The organism is Streptomyces sp. NPDC002490 (assembly GCF_040296045.1).
GTDB lineage: Bacteria > Actinomycetota > Actinomycetes > Streptomycetales > Streptomycetaceae > Streptomyces.
Genome location: NZ_JBEOWM010000086.1, coordinates 1 through 15,036, shown reverse-complemented (window position 1 = coordinate 15,036; position 15,036 = coordinate 1). Strand labels below are relative to the sequence as shown.

Below are 15,036 nucleotides of genomic sequence, written 5' to 3'. Positions count from 1 at the left end.
GCGCCCGCGGCCCCCCCCCCGGGCCCCCCGGGCGGGGCCCCCCCCCCCCCCCCCGGTGCGGCGGCCCTCTCGCGTGTCGCGTCAGGTCAGAAGCGGCGCGTGATCAGCGCCCGCTTCACCTCCTGGATCGCCTTGGTGACCTCGATGCCGCGCGGACAGGCGTCCGTGCAGTTGAACGTGGTGCGGCAGCGCCACACGCCGTCCTTGTCGTTGAGGATCTCCAGCCGCTGCTCGCCGGCCTCGTCGCGCGAGTCGAAGATGAAGCGGTGGGCGTTGACGATCGCGGCCGGGCCGAAGTACTGGCCGTCGTTCCAGAACACCGGGCAGGACGAGGTGCACGCGGCGCACAGGATGCACTTGGTGGTGTCGTCGAAGCGCTCGCGGTCCTCGGCGGACTGGTAGCGCTCCCGGGTCGGCTCGTTGCCCTTGGTGATCAGGAACGGCATGACGTCCCGGTACGCCTGGAAGAACGGCTCCATGTCCACGATCAGGTCCTTGAGGACCGTGAGGCCCTTGATGGGCTCGATCGTGATCGGCTTCGCCGGGTTGATGTCCTTGATCAGCGTCTTGCACGCCAGCCGGTTGCGGCCGTTGATGCGCATCGCGTCGGAGCCGCAGATGCCGTGGGCGCAGGAGCGGCGGAAGGTGAGGGTGCCGTCCAGGTCCCACTTGATCTTGTGGAGGCCGTCGAGGACCCGCTCCTTGGGGTCGATCTCGAACTGGAAGTCCTCCCACACGGCGTCCGCCGTCAGCTCCGGGTTGAAGCGCCGGATGCGGAACGTGACCGTGATCAGGTGGGAGGACGAGGCCGCGGCCTCGGCCTTGTCGAGTACGGGGGTTGCCATCAGTACTTACGCTCCATCGGCTGGTAGCGGGTCTGGACGACCGGCTTGTAGTCGAGACGGACCGAGTCCGTGCCGTCGGCCGCGACCTCGCGGTACGCCATGGTGTGGCGCATGAAGTTGACGTCGTCGCGGTTCGGGTAGTCCTCGCGGTAGTGACCGCCGCGGGACTCCTTGCGGGCCAGCGCCGAGACGGCCATGACCTCGGCCAGGTCGAGCAGGTTGCCCAGCTCGATCGCTTCCAGCAGGTCCGTGTTGAACCGCTTGCCCTTGTCCTGCACGGACACGTTCTTGTAGCGCTCGCGCAGTTCGGCGACCTTCTCGACGGCCGTCTTGATGGTCTGCTCCGTGCGGAACACCATCACGTTGGCGTCCATCGTCTCCTGGAGCTCCTTGCGGATCTCGGCGACCCGCTCGGTGCCGGTGGAGTTGCGCAGCCGCTCGACCTGGTCGACGACGAGCGCGGCCGGGTCCTCCGGCAGCTCCACGAAGTCGGCCGTGGCGGAGTACTCGGCGGCGGCGATGCCCGCGCGGCGTCCGAAGACGTTGATGTCGAGCAGCGAGTTGGTGCCCAGGCGGTTGGCGCCGTGCACCGAGACGCAGGCGACCTCGCCGGCCGCGTACAGGCCCGGCACCACGGTGGTGTTGTCCGCCAGCACCTCGCCCTCGACGTTGGTCGGGATGCCGCCCATGGCGTAGTGCGCGGTCGGCTGGATCGGGATCGGGTCCGTGTAGGGCTCGATGCCGAGGTAGGTCCGCGCGAACTCGGTGATGTCCGGGAGCTTGGCGTCCAGCTGCTCCGGCGGGAGGTGCGTGAGGTCCAGGTAGACGTGGTCGCCCTCGGGGCCGCAGCCGCGGCCCTCGCGGATCTCGGTGTAGATGGAGCGGGAGACGACGTCACGGGACGCGAGGTCCTTCATGACCGGCGCGTACTTCTCCATGAAGCGCTCGCCGTCCTTGTTGCGCAGGATGCCGCCCTCACCGCGGGCGCCCTCCGTCAGCAGGATGCCCATGCGCCAGATGCCGGTCGGGTGGAACTGGAAGAACTCCATGTCCTCCAGCGGCAGCCCGCGCCGGTAGCAGGCCGCCTGGCCGTCGCCGGTGAGGGTGTGCGCGTTGGAGGTGACCTTGAAGAACTTGCCGGTGCCGCCGGAGGCGTAGATCACGGACTTCGCCTGGAAGACGTGGATCTCGCCGGTGGCCAGCTCGTAGGCGACGACGCCCGCCGAGCGCTTGACCCCGTCGACCTCGGTGATCAGCTGGTCGAGGACGTAGAACTCGTTGAAGAACTCGACGCCCTCCTTGACGCAGTTCTGGTACAGCGTCTGGAGGATCATGTGGCCGGTGCGGTCCGCCGCGTAGCAGGCGCGGCGGACGGGGGCCTCGCCGTGGTTGCGGGAGTGCCCGCCGAACCGGCGCTGGTCGATGGTGCCGTCCGGGGTCCGGTTGAACGGCAGGCCCATCTTCTCCAGGTCGAGGACGGCGTCGATGGCCTCCTTCGCCAGGATCTCGGCGGCGTCCTGGTCGACCAGGTAGTCACCGCCCTTGATGGTGTCGAAGGTGTGCCACTCCCAGTTGTCCTCCTCCACGTTGGCGAGCGCGGCGGCCATGCCGCCCTGCGCGGCGCCCGTGTGGGACCGGGTGGGGTAGAGCTTGGTCAGCACGGCGGTGCGGCTGCGCTTCGTGGCCTCGATGGCGGCGCGCATTCCGGCGCCGCCCGCGCCGACGATGACGGTGTCGTACTTGTGGATCTTCATGGTGGTTGCCTCAGCCCCGTGCCTAGCGGATGTTCGGGTCGAAGGTGAAGATCACCAGCGTGCCCAGCAGGATCGTGAACACCGTGGCGGTGTAGAGCAGGCCCTTGAGCCAGAGCCGGGTGTTCGGGCGCTCGGCGTAGTCGTTGATGACCGTGCGCAGGCCGTTGGCGCCGTGCAGCATCGCGAGCCAGAGCATCACCAGGTCCCAGGTCTGCCACCAGGGCGAGGCCCAGCGGCCCGCCACGAAGGCGAAGCCGATCTTGGACACGCCGCCGTCGAGGACCAGCTGGATCAGCAGGTGCCCGAGGACGAGGACGACCAGGACGATGCCGGACAGGCGCATGAACAGCCACCCGTACAGCTCGAAGTTCCCGCGCGTGGACTTCGGCGTCTTGCCGGTGCGCTTGCGGGGGGCCTCGATGAGGGGGGCCGGGTTGTCGGGGCCGTAGACGGCCGCGCCTTCGACGGCGCCGATGCCGGACTGTGCGGAGAGATCGGTCGACATGTGCGTCAGCTCCCGAAGACTTCACGAACGGCGTGGCCGAGCACCGGGTACAGCGCCCCGATCATCAGCACGACCCAGATGCCGACGACGGTCCACAGCATCTGCTTCTGGTAGCGGGGGCCCTTCGACCAGAAGTCGACGGCGATCACCCGAAGGCCGTTCAGCGCGTGGAAGAGGACGGCGGCGACGAGGCCGTACTCCAAGAGCGCGACGAGGGGTGTCTTGTAGGTGGCGACGACCTTGTCGTACGCCTCCGGGGAGACACGGACGAGTGCGGTGTCCAGCACATGGACGAACAGGAAGAAGAAGATGAGGACGCCGGTGACTCGATGAGCCACCCAGGACCACATTCCTTCCCGGCCGCGGTACAGCGTTCCAGCCGGCACGGAAGAACCCTCCGGGAGCGGGGATCAGGGCCTGCCGGCTTGGGGTGTCGGTCTGGCCCGGCCGGGTACGGTCCACCGGCCCCGGCCATCGTAGCGACGACTTGTCGGAACCTTCACGTGGGGCCGGCCGGTGTGATCAAACAGGCAATCAAACGGGCACGTATGGGTGATCGACATCGCTTTTCGGTCACTCTCCGAAGGGTCGAACGGACCCTCAGAAGGGCTCTTTTCGGTCATTCGTGGAGAAATGACCCTCCGGTTGTTCCCTGCGCGCCGGGGTGCGGGGCGGGCCGACGGTCGGTTCCGGGGGCCGTCGCGGTCGTGGTGCGGTCCTGCGCCAGTCGGGTGAGGCGCCCGCGGGCGATCCGGCGCAGTTCGTCGGCGACGAGCGCCCGTTCCTCCTCCGGGTCGTGGCCCAGCCGGGTGCGCAGCGAGCTGAGCACCCGGTCGAGCGCCTCCTCCGGCGGGCAGTCGTCCAGGCAGTGCAGGAAGACGTGGCCGAATCTGCTCTCGTAGGCGGCGTGCGCGGCGCTCAGTGCGGTGCGGGCGGCGGAATGGCCCGGCCCGGTGGCGCTGGGCGGACGGGTGGGGGCTTCCCGGGCGAGGGCTTCCGCGAGGTCGGGGGCCGTGAGGTCGTACGCCGCCTCGTCCGCGGCGGCCAGCAGGGCCTCCAGCGTCGGGTAGGGGCGGTGCGCGGTGAGTCGGGCGGCCCACCGGTGGCTGGCGCAGCAGCCCAGGAACGCGCCGAGCGCGGTCTCGGGCGGGGCGGAGTTCAGCCGGTCGAGGCCGGCCGGGACGGGGGTGCGCTGCCGGGGCGGTCCGGCGGCGGCGGTCGGTCGGAGGAACCCGTGAGAGGGCAGCGTGGCTCCCTGGTGAGGAACGGTGCGACGGCGTGGGTCGCGTGGCGCCGGGACGGTGCGGCGGTGCGGAAGGTGTGCGCCGTCGCAGGTGGGAAGCGGTTGTGCCGGATGGTGCGGACGGCACGGATGAGATCTGTGCGGCCACGCTAGCGATCCGCTGCCGGAAGGCGTCCGACAGGGGCACGGATATCACCCGAACGGAAGAGTTTGGGTCCGCTGCGCTGACGTCGACCGGGATCGCTGACGCGTCGTCGGCGCCGATGATAGGGACTCGCCCGAGGTGCGCCGCACCCGGGGACGGGAGAGGGTCGAGGGCATGACGAGGAAGCCGCGGGGGCATGCGCCGTCCCCGAAGCACCGGCGGGTCGACGGGCCCCGCCGGACCGTCACGGTGCTCCTCGCGCTCGCCGTCCTCGTCGTCCTGGGCGGGCTCGCCGCGGTGCTCGCGCTGGTGCTCGGCGACGGCGAGGGCACCGGTGCCGACGCCACGGCCGACTCCCCGACGTCCACCGGACCCGCCGCGTCCCCGTCCGGGCCCGCCGAGTCGGCCCGCCCCAGCCCCACCGGCCCGTTGTCCCGGGCGCCGCTCACCATTCCCGCGGTACGGGAGCACACCCCGGCCCGGGGTCCCGGCTGGCGGCCCGCGGCGGACCGGCGGGTCGTCGTCGCCGATGCCGTGCTCGCCGACGAGGGCCGGCTGATCGCGGACGAGCTGGGGCTCGGGTTCGCGGGGGACGCGGCGGCCGGGCCCGGGGACGTGGAACTGGTCCTCGACGGCGACGGCGACGGCGGTTCCGAGGCGTACGTCCTGACGGTGCGGGACGACCGGGTCCGGATCGCCGGCGCCACCGAGCGGGGCGTCTTCCACGGCACCCGCACCCTCAAACAGGCGGTGCGCGGGGCGGGGGCGGCGCCCGAGGGAGTCGTCCGCGACGAGCCGGCCAAGCCCCGGCGCGGCTTCATGCTGGACATCGCCCGCAAGACCTACTCCGTCGACTGGATCGAGGACCGCATCCGGGAGCTGGGCGACCTCAAGTTCAACGAGCTGGGCCTGCACTTCTCCGACGACCAGGGCTTCCGCATCGCCTCCGACCGGCACCCGGAGGTGGTGTCCCGGGACCACCTCACCAAGGCCGAGGTCCGCCGGATCCTGGCGCTGGCGCGCAGCCGGCACATCGACGTGGTGCCGGAGATCGACTCCCCGGGGCACCTCGGTGCGGTGATCGCCGCCCACCCCGACCTGCAACTGCGCGGTACCGACGGCTCGGGTCCGCGGGGCGCCGTCGACATATCCCGGCCCGGGGCGGGAGAGATCGTGGACGAGTTGCTGCGCGAGTACGCGGAGCTGTTCCCCGGCCCGTACTGGCACCTGGGCGGGGACGAGTACCCGGCGCTCTTCGCCCGGGACCCGGCCGCCCACTACCCGCAACTCGCCGCGGCGGCCCGGGAGCGGTACGGGGCCGGGGCCACCGTCCGCGACCTCGCCACCGGTTGGGTCGAGGACCGGGCCGAGACGGTGCGCGACCTGGGCCGGCGACCGCGGGCCTGGAACGACGGGTTCTTCCGGGGCGGGGTGCAGCCCGCCGAGGACATCGAGACCGCGTACTGGACGGGGACCGAGATCGGCGCCCGGGAGCCCGTGGAGTACTTGCGCACCGGTCGCCCGCTGGTCAACTACAACGACGAGTACCTCTACTACGTCCTCGGGGAGCCCAACCAGTTCACGTACCCGACCGGGCGGCGGATCTACGAGGAGTGGACCCCGCTGGTGGTGCGGGGCACCCGCCCCGTCGACCGGCGCTACGACCGGCAGATCCTCGGCGGTTCCTTCGCGGTGTGGGGCGACTTCCCGAACGCGCAGACCCCCGCGCAGGTCGCGGCCGGCATCAGGCTGCCGCTGCGGGCGACCGCCCAGAAGCTGTGGGACCCGGCCCGACCCGCCCTCGCCTGGGACGAGTTCGTCCGCCTCGCGGACCGGGTCGACTGAGCCGGCCCGTCGTCGCCCGGGGCCACCGGGTGCAGGAACCCTGCGGCGGATGTCGTACCGGGGCGTCTGCCGTTCGACGCATCGGCGGGCGGTCACCCGGTACGGCGCTCCCCGGCCGCACGGAGGCGGGGGACGGGGAAGCGGGAGGAAACGGGACGCACCCCGTCGCCGGGGCGCGCACCGGGGCCGACCCATCGGAGTGAACCGCCACAAAGCGCCCAAGGGCTAGCGCACGGCCGCGGCAGTGTGGTGATCTGGTCGGCGTCCGCGTATGGCGGGATTTCGCTCGGGACGGGGGACGACCGAATGGGCTACTGGGGTTATTACGTCGTGGGCCGGGGCGGGGAACCGCTCGACGGCACCGACGCCCTCGCGGCCGTCCGGGGCGAACTCAGCCTGCTGGAGCGACGCGCCGACGGTTGGCAGGTCTGGGAGTGCCCGGGCGGCGAGGACGGCACCGACATCGGCAGCATGAACGCCCTGGCGCTGGAGACCGGTGCCCCGGCCCTGTTCGGGTACGTCATGAACAGCGCGTGCGTGGTGGTGGAGGCCGCGGCCCCGGACGGCGGAGGCTGGACCACCTGCCTGGACCGGGCGGCCACCGCAGCCCACCTCGGCGGCGACGAACGCACCCTGGAGGACTACTTCCTCACGCCGACGGACGCCGCGGACCGGGCGGTCGGCTGGGCGGCGGAGGCCGGGGCGGCCGTGGCCCCGGGACCGCTCGTCGAGGTGCTGGGCGCCCGTGCGGACCCCTCCGCCGAGCAACTGTTCTTCCGCTTCCTGGAACGCCTCGGAGTGATGCGGCTGTGACGCCTGGGGCGCGGGACACGCAGAAAGGACAAGTGCGGACGCCGCAGGAAGGCGCCACGCCGGTGGTGACGGGAGGCGTCATGAGCCTGGTCGAACTGATCTCCGAGGCGGACGAGAGGGGGCTCGCCGTCAGCGGCCTCGCCTGCCTCGACCGCTGCGTGTCGCTGCTCGGCGGCGACGACGAACTGCTGCGCCCGCTGTGGGCGGTGCTGAGCGCGGGCGGGGACGCCGGACAGTGGGGCGAACGGGTCGACCTGGTCCGCACCGCACTGGCCGAAGCCACCGCCGGCGGGGAGTGCGCCACCGAGGACGAGGCCGGGGACCTGGCCCTGCGGATGCTGGCCGACGCGCCCGTCGCATTGCCGTACGCACTCCGGGGCGGGGACGCCCCGGACCCGGGTCTGCGGACCTGGGCGGACGACTGTTCGCTGGCCTCGCTCCGCATCCACCTGCTGCTGGACCCGGCCCGGGACGGGGTTGCCGAGGGCGCCGTCGCCGACTCCGTGGACGAACCCCTGGTCGCGGCCCGGGAGGACCGTGCCGCAGAACTGCCGCCGCTGGCCGCCGCCGAACTGCGACGGCAACAGACCACCCTCGAACTGGTCGCCGCCCGGGGCACCGGGGGGATGCGTCAGGCGCACGCGGTGACGACCGAGGGCCGACGGGTGCTGCGGGCGGTGGTCTCCCGGCGGGCTCGTGGCCGGAACTGAGCGGTCCGACCGTGGGGTGCGGCGCAGGTCGGTCCGGCCCGCGGATGGCCGGTTCCCGACGGCGCCCGCAGGGGGCCGGTCCCGCCCCCCGCCGCGCCGGGACGACACCGGCCGCGAGCGGCCGCGGCAGGTGCCGGGGGAGGGCGGATCCGCAGCGGAAGGGGAGTGACCCGACCGGTGAAACACCAGGTCGGGGCGGGAAGGGCGGGGAGCGGGCCGCTGGGCCGCCCGGCGGCGTCCCGGGCGCGACGGCAGCCGACGGGAGGGGAGGCGGTGCGGAGGCAACGACCGGGGCCGCCACCCCCCACAGGAGAGGCCCCGGCCGCCGCACGGCACGGGCCGCGCGGCGGCCCGTATCTACTACTGCGCCGAAGGCTCGTTTTGTGTCACACCCCACTCTTCCCGGTGGTAGTTGCGGCTTGTACAAACATGGACGTGGACGCATTTCAGGCCGTAGCGTGCCTTTCGCGCCGAGTGCGGGCCATCGATGTCCGCGGTCATTCAGGGACCGCAACCATGGACGGGAAGACCACGACGGTGACCTGCCGACTCGCGGACGCGACGTCGGTCCAGGCGCAATGAGGGAGTGCGTTGAGTGCTGGGGGACGACGCGGAGTTGACCGCCGCGGTGCTTGCGGCTCAGCACGGGGATGACGGGGCCTTCCGAACGGTGTACCGCTCGGTGCATCCACGGCTGCTGGGATACGTCCGGACGCTGGTCGGCGACCCGGACGCCGAAGACGTGGCCTCCGAGGCCTGGCTCCAGATCGCCCGGGACCTGGACCGGTTCAGCGGCGACGCCGACCGGTTCCGCGGCTGGGCGGCCCGGATCGCGCGCAACCGCGCGCTGGACCACATACGCATGCGGGGCCGTCGCCCCGCGATAGGCGCCGACGAGACCGAGCTGACCGGCAAGCCCGCCGAGTCGGACACCGCGGTCGAGGCGATGGAGGCGCTGGCCACCAGCCGCACCCTGTCGCTGATCGCGCGGCTGCCCCAGGACCAGGCCGAGGCGGTGGTGCTGCGGGTGGTCGTCGGCCTCGACGCGAAGACGGCGGCACAGACCCTCGGCAAGCGCCCCGGCGCCGTGCGGACCGCCGCCCACCGAGGGCTGAAACGTCTCGCCGAACTGCTCGGCGACGAGCCCGAAGAGGATGACCCGGCCCCCTCGGAACGCCTCGACGCAGTGCCCCGTCCGCGCCGCCCGGGAGCGCGGGAGGCCCTCTCCGCCGGTGTGACGCATTCGCGAACGCGGACGCAGAAGGACATGTGATGCCCGACGAGCAGGAACGGTGGCCCGACCGAGAGGTGACGGAGCGCCTGCTGCGGGGGGAACGACCCGAGGACACCGGGGGCCTGCACGACGGCGACGGGTGGGGGAACGGACGGGCCGAGCGGCTGGCCGGGTTCCTGGACGCGCTGCGGGACGAGGCCGGGCGCGGGCCCGACCGCTCCGCCGGGCCCCGGGAGCACCGGCACCCCGGCGGAGCACCCGCCCGGAACGCCGCCGGCTTCGACGGCGAGTTGCCCGGCGAGGCGGCGGCGGTGGCCGCGTACCGCGTCGCGCACGCCCGCCGGACGGCCACGGCGCCCGTCGTCGAGCCCGACGCCAGCGTGCGGCCCGAGCCGGCGCGGCCCGCGACCGGGCGGCGGGGACACGTCCGCCGGCGCCCGCGGTGGGCGCGGCCGGTGCGGTTCACCATCACCTCGGTGCTGGTCGCGGGCATGATCGGCGGGGTCGCCGTGGCCACCGGCACCGGGGTGCTGCCGACGCCGTTCGACGGACGCGGCACCATCACCGGCGACCACCCGCACCCCCGGACGACCGCCCCGGTGCCCGTCCCGCCCACCGCCACGATCTCCGGGGGCGAGTCCCCGGACGGGGCCAGCGGGAGCGCCGTGCCGGAGCACCCGTTCCGATCCCCGGGCACCCCTCGGGTCGGTGACGTCCCCACCACGACGGGGGACCCGACGCCGGGCCCGGAGGGCGGGGCGTGGGTGGTCCGGGCGGTCGAGGACTGTCGGGAGCACCGGCAGGGCGCCCTGGACGCCGAGGGCCTCGGGCGCCTGGAACGCGCCGCCGGCGGCCCGCACCGGGTGACCGGCTTCTGCGTGCGGATGCTGGCCCGCCATGCAGCCGTGCCCTCCAGACCGCCCGCCGCGGGCCGGCGGCAGGCGGACGACCGGGAGGACCGACGGGGCCGGGAGGAGCGCGAAGCCGAGGACGCCCGCCGTCCCGCGGACCGGCGTTCGGGCGCCGACCGGGACGACCGCGGCCCCGGCGGCCGGGACCGCGGAGAGCGGGAGGCCGCCGGTGGCGCCCGGGGCGAGGGCCGCAAGGGCGGCGACCGTCCCGACGGCGGCAAGGGCAGGGGCGACGAACGGGGGGACGGCGTCGCCGGCGGCACTCCGGCGAAGCCCCGCCGCGGCGGCGACCCCGACCCGGGCGGGCCCCGCGGCGCCTCCCCCGCCCCGACCCGGGGCGCCGGCGGGGTCCCGGTGCCCGCGCGGCCACCGGTGTCCTCCCCCTCGTCTTCCCCCTCCTCCTCCGGGACCCCCTCTCCCCTCGCCGCCCGCCCGGGAGCGTCCTTCGCGGACGGAGCCGCCGCGGCCGGCTGAGCCGGCCGCGCACCGGACCGCGAGTGCGTTCTCTTCCCCCGCGGTCGCGGGGGAAGAGAACGGGTATCGGCCACCGAACCCCGGGCTTTTCCTGGCGGTATGTCCGAGCGGAGCCGCTTCTGACCTGGAGGGTTCTCGTCAAGCTGGAGAAAATTCCCGCCAGGTGTGACGTTTTGCCGAGTGATGGCGCAGTATCAAGTGGGCCGACTGGTCATCGGCCTCGCGAGAGCCGGGGTTCCCCCCGTACCTACGGCTCGTCGCCACCGGCGCGGGCGGGACATGTTCCCCCGGTCCCGCCCGCGCCACTGTGGCTCCCTCCCGCCGGATCCGACGGGTCCGGCTCCTCCTGCTCCGCGCCCCGCCGGGCCGGGTCCGGCCGACGGACGACCCTGTCGCGATGTCCCGTTTTCGTGCGAGACTCCGCCTCATGCTCGGTGTCACAGACCTCTCCACCTACCTGGTGGGCCTCGTCCTCATCGTCCTGTTGCCGGGGCCGAACTCCCTCTACGTGCTGTCGGTCGCGGCCCGCCGGGGCGTGCGGCAGGGATACACGGCGGCGGCCGGGGTGTGGGCCGGGGACATGGTGCTGATGACGCTGGCGGCGGCGGGCGCGGCCTCCCTGCTCCAGAGCAACCCGGTGCTGTTCGGCATCGTGAGGTTCGCGGGCGCCGGTTACCTGGCCTGGCTGGCGGTCGGGCTGCTGCGGGCGGCCTGGGGGATGTGGCGGGAGCGCCGTGAGGAGCCGGCCCGGGAGGACGGGGCCGAGCGGGCCCCGGTGGACTCGGGGGAGCGGCCGTTCCGGCGGGCCTTCCTGATCAGTCTGCTGAACCCGAAGGCCATCCTGTTCCTGATCTCCTTCTTCGTGCAGTTCGTGGACCCGTCGTACGCCTATCCGGCGGTGACCTTCGTGGTGCTCGGCACCTGCCTCCAGGTGGCCAGTGCGCTGTACCTGTCGGCGTTGATCTTCGGCGGGTCCCGGCTGGCCGCCCTGTTCCGCAGCCGCCGCCGGCTGTCGGCCGGGGCGACCACGGCGGCGGGCGCGCTCTTCCTCGGTTTCGCGGCGAAGCTGTCGACCGCCGGGGCGTGACCCCGTCCGGCAGCGGGCGGGTCAGTGGTGCCAGGCGCGTCCGCCCACGTTGTGGATCATCCGTTGCAGCACCTTGACCGTCGCCACGTACTCCGCTTCGGAGACCCCGGCGTGCAGGGTGGCCATCCGGGCCTGCTGGGTCGTGGCGGCCGCTTCCCGCAGGGCGCGACCGGCCTCGGTGATCCGGACCTGCCCCGTCCCCTCCTCGGTGTCGGCGAGGCCGCGCCGGACCAGGTCGCCGGTCTCGGCTTCGATCGTGGTCTCCAGGTCGTCGAGGTAGCCGCTGAGCAGGGCGACGAGGTCGGGCAGGGGGCGGCCCCCGGGTGAGTCGGCGAGCTGGTTGAGGATCCACCACTGCGGCTGGGCGAGTCCGTGCTCGGCGAGCCCGGCCCGGATGAACGGCACCACGGCGTCGTACGTCGCCCAACTCCAGTAGCCGATGGGCTGACGGGCGAGTCCCTGGTCATCGTGTGTGTACTCCATGCCGCGACCGTAGGAGCTCAACCAAGGTCGAGGTCAAGCGCCGCCCCCGCTCACCCCAGTGCGGCCCGCTTCACCGCCCGGGCCCCGCGGGCGACCCGGCGGACCGCGGCGTTGCGGGGGAGGAACGCGAACTGCCGCGGCACCCCGCCGGGCAACCCCAGGGCGGTCAGCCGACGCTTCTTGAAGTACCGGCGGGTGTGCTCGTCCAGGTGCCGGGCGAGGTACTCCACGGCCTCGGGGCGCCGGTCGGCGAGCACCCGCGGCTGCATCGCGAAGCCGACCGCCGTCACCAGGGCCGCCGCGTCCACGGCGGTCCCGGACCCCGCCCCGCCCGGGGCGGCGGCGAGGTCGGGGACGAGGGCGTCGACGAGGGTGACCGGCACCCGGTTGCCGTTCTGGTACGGGGTCAGCCGCTCCAACAACAGCTCGGTGCCGACCCGGGCAACCGGCAGCCCGTGGAACGTGGCCGCCGTGAACAGCGCCGTGGAGAAGCAACCGACGACCAGCCCGGGCGGTCGCCTGCGGTAGAGCACCTCGGCGAGCACCGGGCGGTCCAGCACCGTCAACTCCGCGCCCGCCTCGGACGCGGCCCGGGCGAGCCGGGCCGACTGCCGGGCGGGGGCGGTGGGGTGGGGCTTGAAGATGATCCGGCGGTGCCCGCGGGCGAGGGCCCCGTGCAGCATCCGCAGTTGGAGGTCCTCCTCCTCGTCGGGGGTGAGGATGCCGAGCTCGGCCAGGTACTGGCCGAGCAGCAGGGCCGGCCCCGGCCCGTCGGCGCCCCGGTCCGCGGGGGGAAGGTCGACGTCCCCGGTGGCGTCGGCGAGTTCGTCCAGCACCTTCCCGAACGCATCGGTCGGCACCGGGCGGGCCGGCACCCCGAACTCGGTGAGCAGCAGCGGGCGCAGCCCCGGCACCAGGTCCAGGTGGAGCAGTTCGCGGACCCGGGTGCCGATCAGCACGTCGAGGCGGTCGCGGGTGGGCCCGTAGCTCATCAGCCCGTCGGCGTAGACGTGCAGGGGGGCGTCCGGGAAGATCCGGGCGATCGCCATGGCCGGGTTGACGTGCAGGGATTCCACCACCAGCGCCACCTCCTCGTCGCCCAGGTCCCAGGCGAGCCGCAGCGAGCGTTCCCAGAGCGGAACGTCCTGGGTGCGGGGGGACCAGGCGCTCGGGTGGAACGGGGCGACCGTCGCGTTCCACGAGCGCACCTCGTCGAACCGCGAGGCCAGCCGGGCGAAGCCGGGCGAGGCGTCCAGCGGGGGAGCGGTCTCGGGCACGGCGGCGTTCCGGGAGAGCAGCAGCACCGTGCGGTCGGCCGCCGGGAGCAGGCCCGCGTCGAGCGCGGCGGCGAGGGTGGCGACCCCGTAGGCGGTGGAGGCGAGCAGCACGCGGACGGTCATGCGGCGACCTCCGCTCCGACCGGGCGGCGGCGCAGCCGGCGCAGTCGCCCGGCGCGCGGGGCGTCCATCCCGTCGAGCACCTCGTCCAGCACCGCCTGCGGCATGCGCCGCAGTGCCGCCGCACTGCGGTCCCGCAGCGCCCGGGCCACGGCCGGCTCGAACTTCTCGGGGGTGTTCAGGTGGTGGGCGATGACCGCGCAATAGGTGCGCACCGCTTTCGGGAGGAATTTCTCCGCCTCGCGGTCGTCGGATGTTTCCATGAGAACCCGGTCGAAAGCGCGAATGAAGTCGAGTTGCCGGACATCGCCGATCTGGGTGAGGGACGAGGATATTCCACGTCGATAGAAAATCCCCAACAATCCGCTGATGGCCATGGATTCGGCCTCGCGGTGCAGCCGCCAGATCCAGGGCCGGTCCTCGGCGGTGTGCAGCCCGGCGGGGAAGTGCAGCAGCCCCCGGTCCGCCAGCCGCCGGTGGTAGGCACCGGCCCAGGCGTAGGGGTAGTCCACCGAGGTCGACCGGTCGGCGGGCAGGATCAGGGTCCGCGGGTCGAGGACCTCGCCCCGCCGCCCGTGCGGCACCCGGTGCACCGTGCGGGTCCGGCCGGTGCTGCGCACGTGATCGGTGCGGACGAAGTCGCAGCCCCACCTCTCCATGCACGCCACCAGTCGGGCGTAGTGGCCGGGGGCGACCCAGTCGTCGCCGTCCAGGAACGTCAGGTACTCGCCGCGGGCCGCGTCCAGGCCCGTGTTGCGGGCGGCGGCCAGTCCCGCGTTGCGCGGGTGCCGCAGCAGCACCGCGCCCGGCAACTCCTGCGCGGCACGGTCGAGGAGGTCCCCGGTGCCGTCCTCGGAACAGTCGTCCACCAGGAGGAACTCGACGTCGTCGCGGGCGTTCGCGCGCAGACTCCGCAGGGCGTCGGGTGCGTAGGGCCGGACGTTGAAGAACGGCACGATCACGGAGAGCTTGACCACCCGGCAGACGTTATGCGGAGAGCCGGCATCCGTGTCGACCCGCAGGCGTATGTCCGATGAACGCCCCGTGACGGAATGGCCAACCGAACGCGGTCGGTTCTTTTCCCGGGGGAGTTTGACGAATTGGCGGTGTGCTGTTCACCGTTTGTTGTACTCGGGTTGGGCCGCGCCTTTGGCTTTCTTCCTAGCGTCCTCGGTGTGTCAACAAGCACCTCGAAGTCCCCGCGGGTCGCCGTGCTCGCCGATTCGGACACCCGATGGAAGTGGGGCGCCCTCACCGCGCACCGGCTGGCCCCCGACGGCCGGCTCGACGGCTACCTGCTGCGCGGCCGGGCCACCCCCACCAACCGTCAACTCCGCGAGGTCGGCGTCCCCGCGGCCTCCCGCACGGAGGTCACCACCGCAGAATTCCTCGCCGCCATGGCGCGCGCACCCCATGACGTGGTCGTGCTCGCCCTCGTCGGCGGCGGCGTCCAGGCGGTGCTGCACGGCCTCGCCCGCGCCTGGCGCGGCCGGGACCGCCGCCCCGTGGTCGTCACCGGCTACGTCGGCGTGGTCTACGAGAAGCTGACCGACGGGCTGCTGCTGCGGCACGGCGCGGACCTCGTCCTCG

Annotated in this window: 15 protein-coding genes; 7 read left to right on the top strand and 8 right to left on the bottom strand. The window is 73.3% G+C overall.

Going from position 1 to position 15,036, the window contains the following annotated elements:
- Positions 1-86 precede the first annotated feature (86 nt).
- The 5 genes from ABT092_RS29995 to ABT092_RS29975 all read right to left on the bottom strand — a co-directional run bounded on the left by ABT092_RS29995 (position 87) and on the right by ABT092_RS29975 (position 4,350).
- Positions 87-845, bottom strand: a complete 759-nt coding sequence (locus ABT092_RS29995) for a succinate dehydrogenase iron-sulfur subunit (protein ID WP_351249488.1) — start codon at positions 843-845, stop codon at positions 87-89.
- Positions 845-2,599: a succinate dehydrogenase flavoprotein subunit gene (gene sdhA, locus ABT092_RS29990; protein ID WP_351249486.1), complete on the bottom strand. Its 1,755-nt coding sequence runs from the start codon at positions 2,597-2,599 to the stop codon at positions 845-847. Before sdhA ends, ABT092_RS29995 begins: the two co-directional genes overlap by 1 nt.
- Before the next feature lie 22 nt (positions 2,600-2,621).
- Entirely contained in the window at positions 2,622-3,104 is a 483-nt protein-coding gene (locus tag ABT092_RS29985; RefSeq protein WP_351249484.1) for a succinate dehydrogenase hydrophobic membrane anchor subunit, read from the bottom strand.
- 5 nt (positions 3,105-3,109) lie between these two features.
- Positions 3,110-3,490 (bottom strand): succinate dehydrogenase, cytochrome b556 subunit, encoded by a 381-nt coding sequence (sdhC, locus tag ABT092_RS29980; protein WP_351249482.1) that lies wholly within the window; start codon positions 3,488-3,490, stop codon positions 3,110-3,112.
- 233 nt (positions 3,491-3,723) lie between these two features.
- A complete protein-coding gene (locus ABT092_RS29975) occupies positions 3,724-4,350 on the bottom strand; it encodes a 2-oxo-4-hydroxy-4-carboxy-5-ureidoimidazoline decarboxylase (RefSeq protein ID WP_351249490.1) in 627 nt (208 codons plus the stop codon).
- 316 nt (positions 4,351-4,666) lie between these two features.
- Between ABT092_RS29975 and ABT092_RS29970 the strand changes: the two genes are divergently transcribed.
- From ABT092_RS29970 to leuE, 6 genes are all read left to right on the top strand, one after another.
- Positions 4,667-6,337, top strand: coding sequence for a beta-N-acetylhexosaminidase (locus tag ABT092_RS29970; RefSeq protein WP_351249480.1), 1,671 nt, complete (start codon positions 4,667-4,669; stop codon positions 6,335-6,337).
- Between the two features lie 306 nt (positions 6,338-6,643).
- Positions 6,644-7,150, top strand: a complete 507-nt coding sequence (locus ABT092_RS29965; protein ID WP_351249478.1) for a hypothetical protein — start codon at positions 6,644-6,646, stop codon at positions 7,148-7,150.
- 80 nt (positions 7,151-7,230) lie between these two features.
- Complete coding sequence (locus ABT092_RS29960; RefSeq protein ID WP_351249476.1) at positions 7,231-7,860, top strand: hypothetical protein; 630 nt, start codon at positions 7,231-7,233, stop codon at positions 7,858-7,860.
- A gap of 595 nt (positions 7,861-8,455) precedes the next feature.
- Positions 8,456-9,133, top strand: a complete 678-nt coding sequence (locus ABT092_RS29955) for an RNA polymerase sigma factor (RefSeq protein WP_351249474.1) — start codon at positions 8,456-8,458, stop codon at positions 9,131-9,133.
- Entirely contained in the window at positions 9,133-10,479 is a 1,347-nt protein-coding gene (locus ABT092_RS29950; protein ID WP_351249472.1) for a hypothetical protein, read from the top strand. The genes ABT092_RS29955 and ABT092_RS29950 overlap by 1 nt, the downstream gene beginning before the upstream one ends.
- Positions 10,480-10,906: 427 nt before the next feature.
- On the top strand, positions 10,907-11,566 hold the full coding sequence (gene leuE, locus ABT092_RS29945) for a leucine efflux protein LeuE (protein ID WP_351249470.1): 660 nt from the start codon (positions 10,907-10,909) through the stop codon (positions 11,564-11,566).
- A 21-nt stretch (positions 11,567-11,587) separates the two neighbouring features.
- Here the strand turns inward: leuE and ABT092_RS29940 are convergent, their stop codons facing one another.
- Genes ABT092_RS29940 through ABT092_RS29930 form a run of 3 tightly spaced genes read right to left on the bottom strand, consistent with a single transcriptional unit; the run spans position 11,588 to position 14,423 of the window.
- Positions 11,588-12,049: a MarR family winged helix-turn-helix transcriptional regulator gene (locus ABT092_RS29940; RefSeq protein WP_351249468.1), complete on the bottom strand. Its 462-nt coding sequence runs from the start codon at positions 12,047-12,049 to the stop codon at positions 11,588-11,590.
- A 50-nt stretch (positions 12,050-12,099) separates the two neighbouring features.
- Positions 12,100-13,449, bottom strand: coding sequence for a polysialyltransferase family glycosyltransferase (locus ABT092_RS29935; RefSeq protein WP_351249466.1), 1,350 nt, complete (start codon positions 13,447-13,449; stop codon positions 12,100-12,102).
- On the bottom strand, positions 13,446-14,423 hold the full coding sequence (locus ABT092_RS29930) for a glycosyltransferase family 2 protein (protein ID WP_351249464.1): 978 nt from the start codon (positions 14,421-14,423) through the stop codon (positions 13,446-13,448). The genes ABT092_RS29935 and ABT092_RS29930 overlap by 4 nt, the downstream gene beginning before the upstream one ends.
- 198 nt (positions 14,424-14,621) lie before the next feature.
- On the opposite strand from ABT092_RS29930, the gene ABT092_RS29925 reads away from it, so the two are divergent.
- The coding region (locus ABT092_RS29925) for a DUF6716 putative glycosyltransferase (RefSeq protein ID WP_351249462.1) at positions 14,622-15,036 on the top strand (415 nt) is incomplete at its 3' end.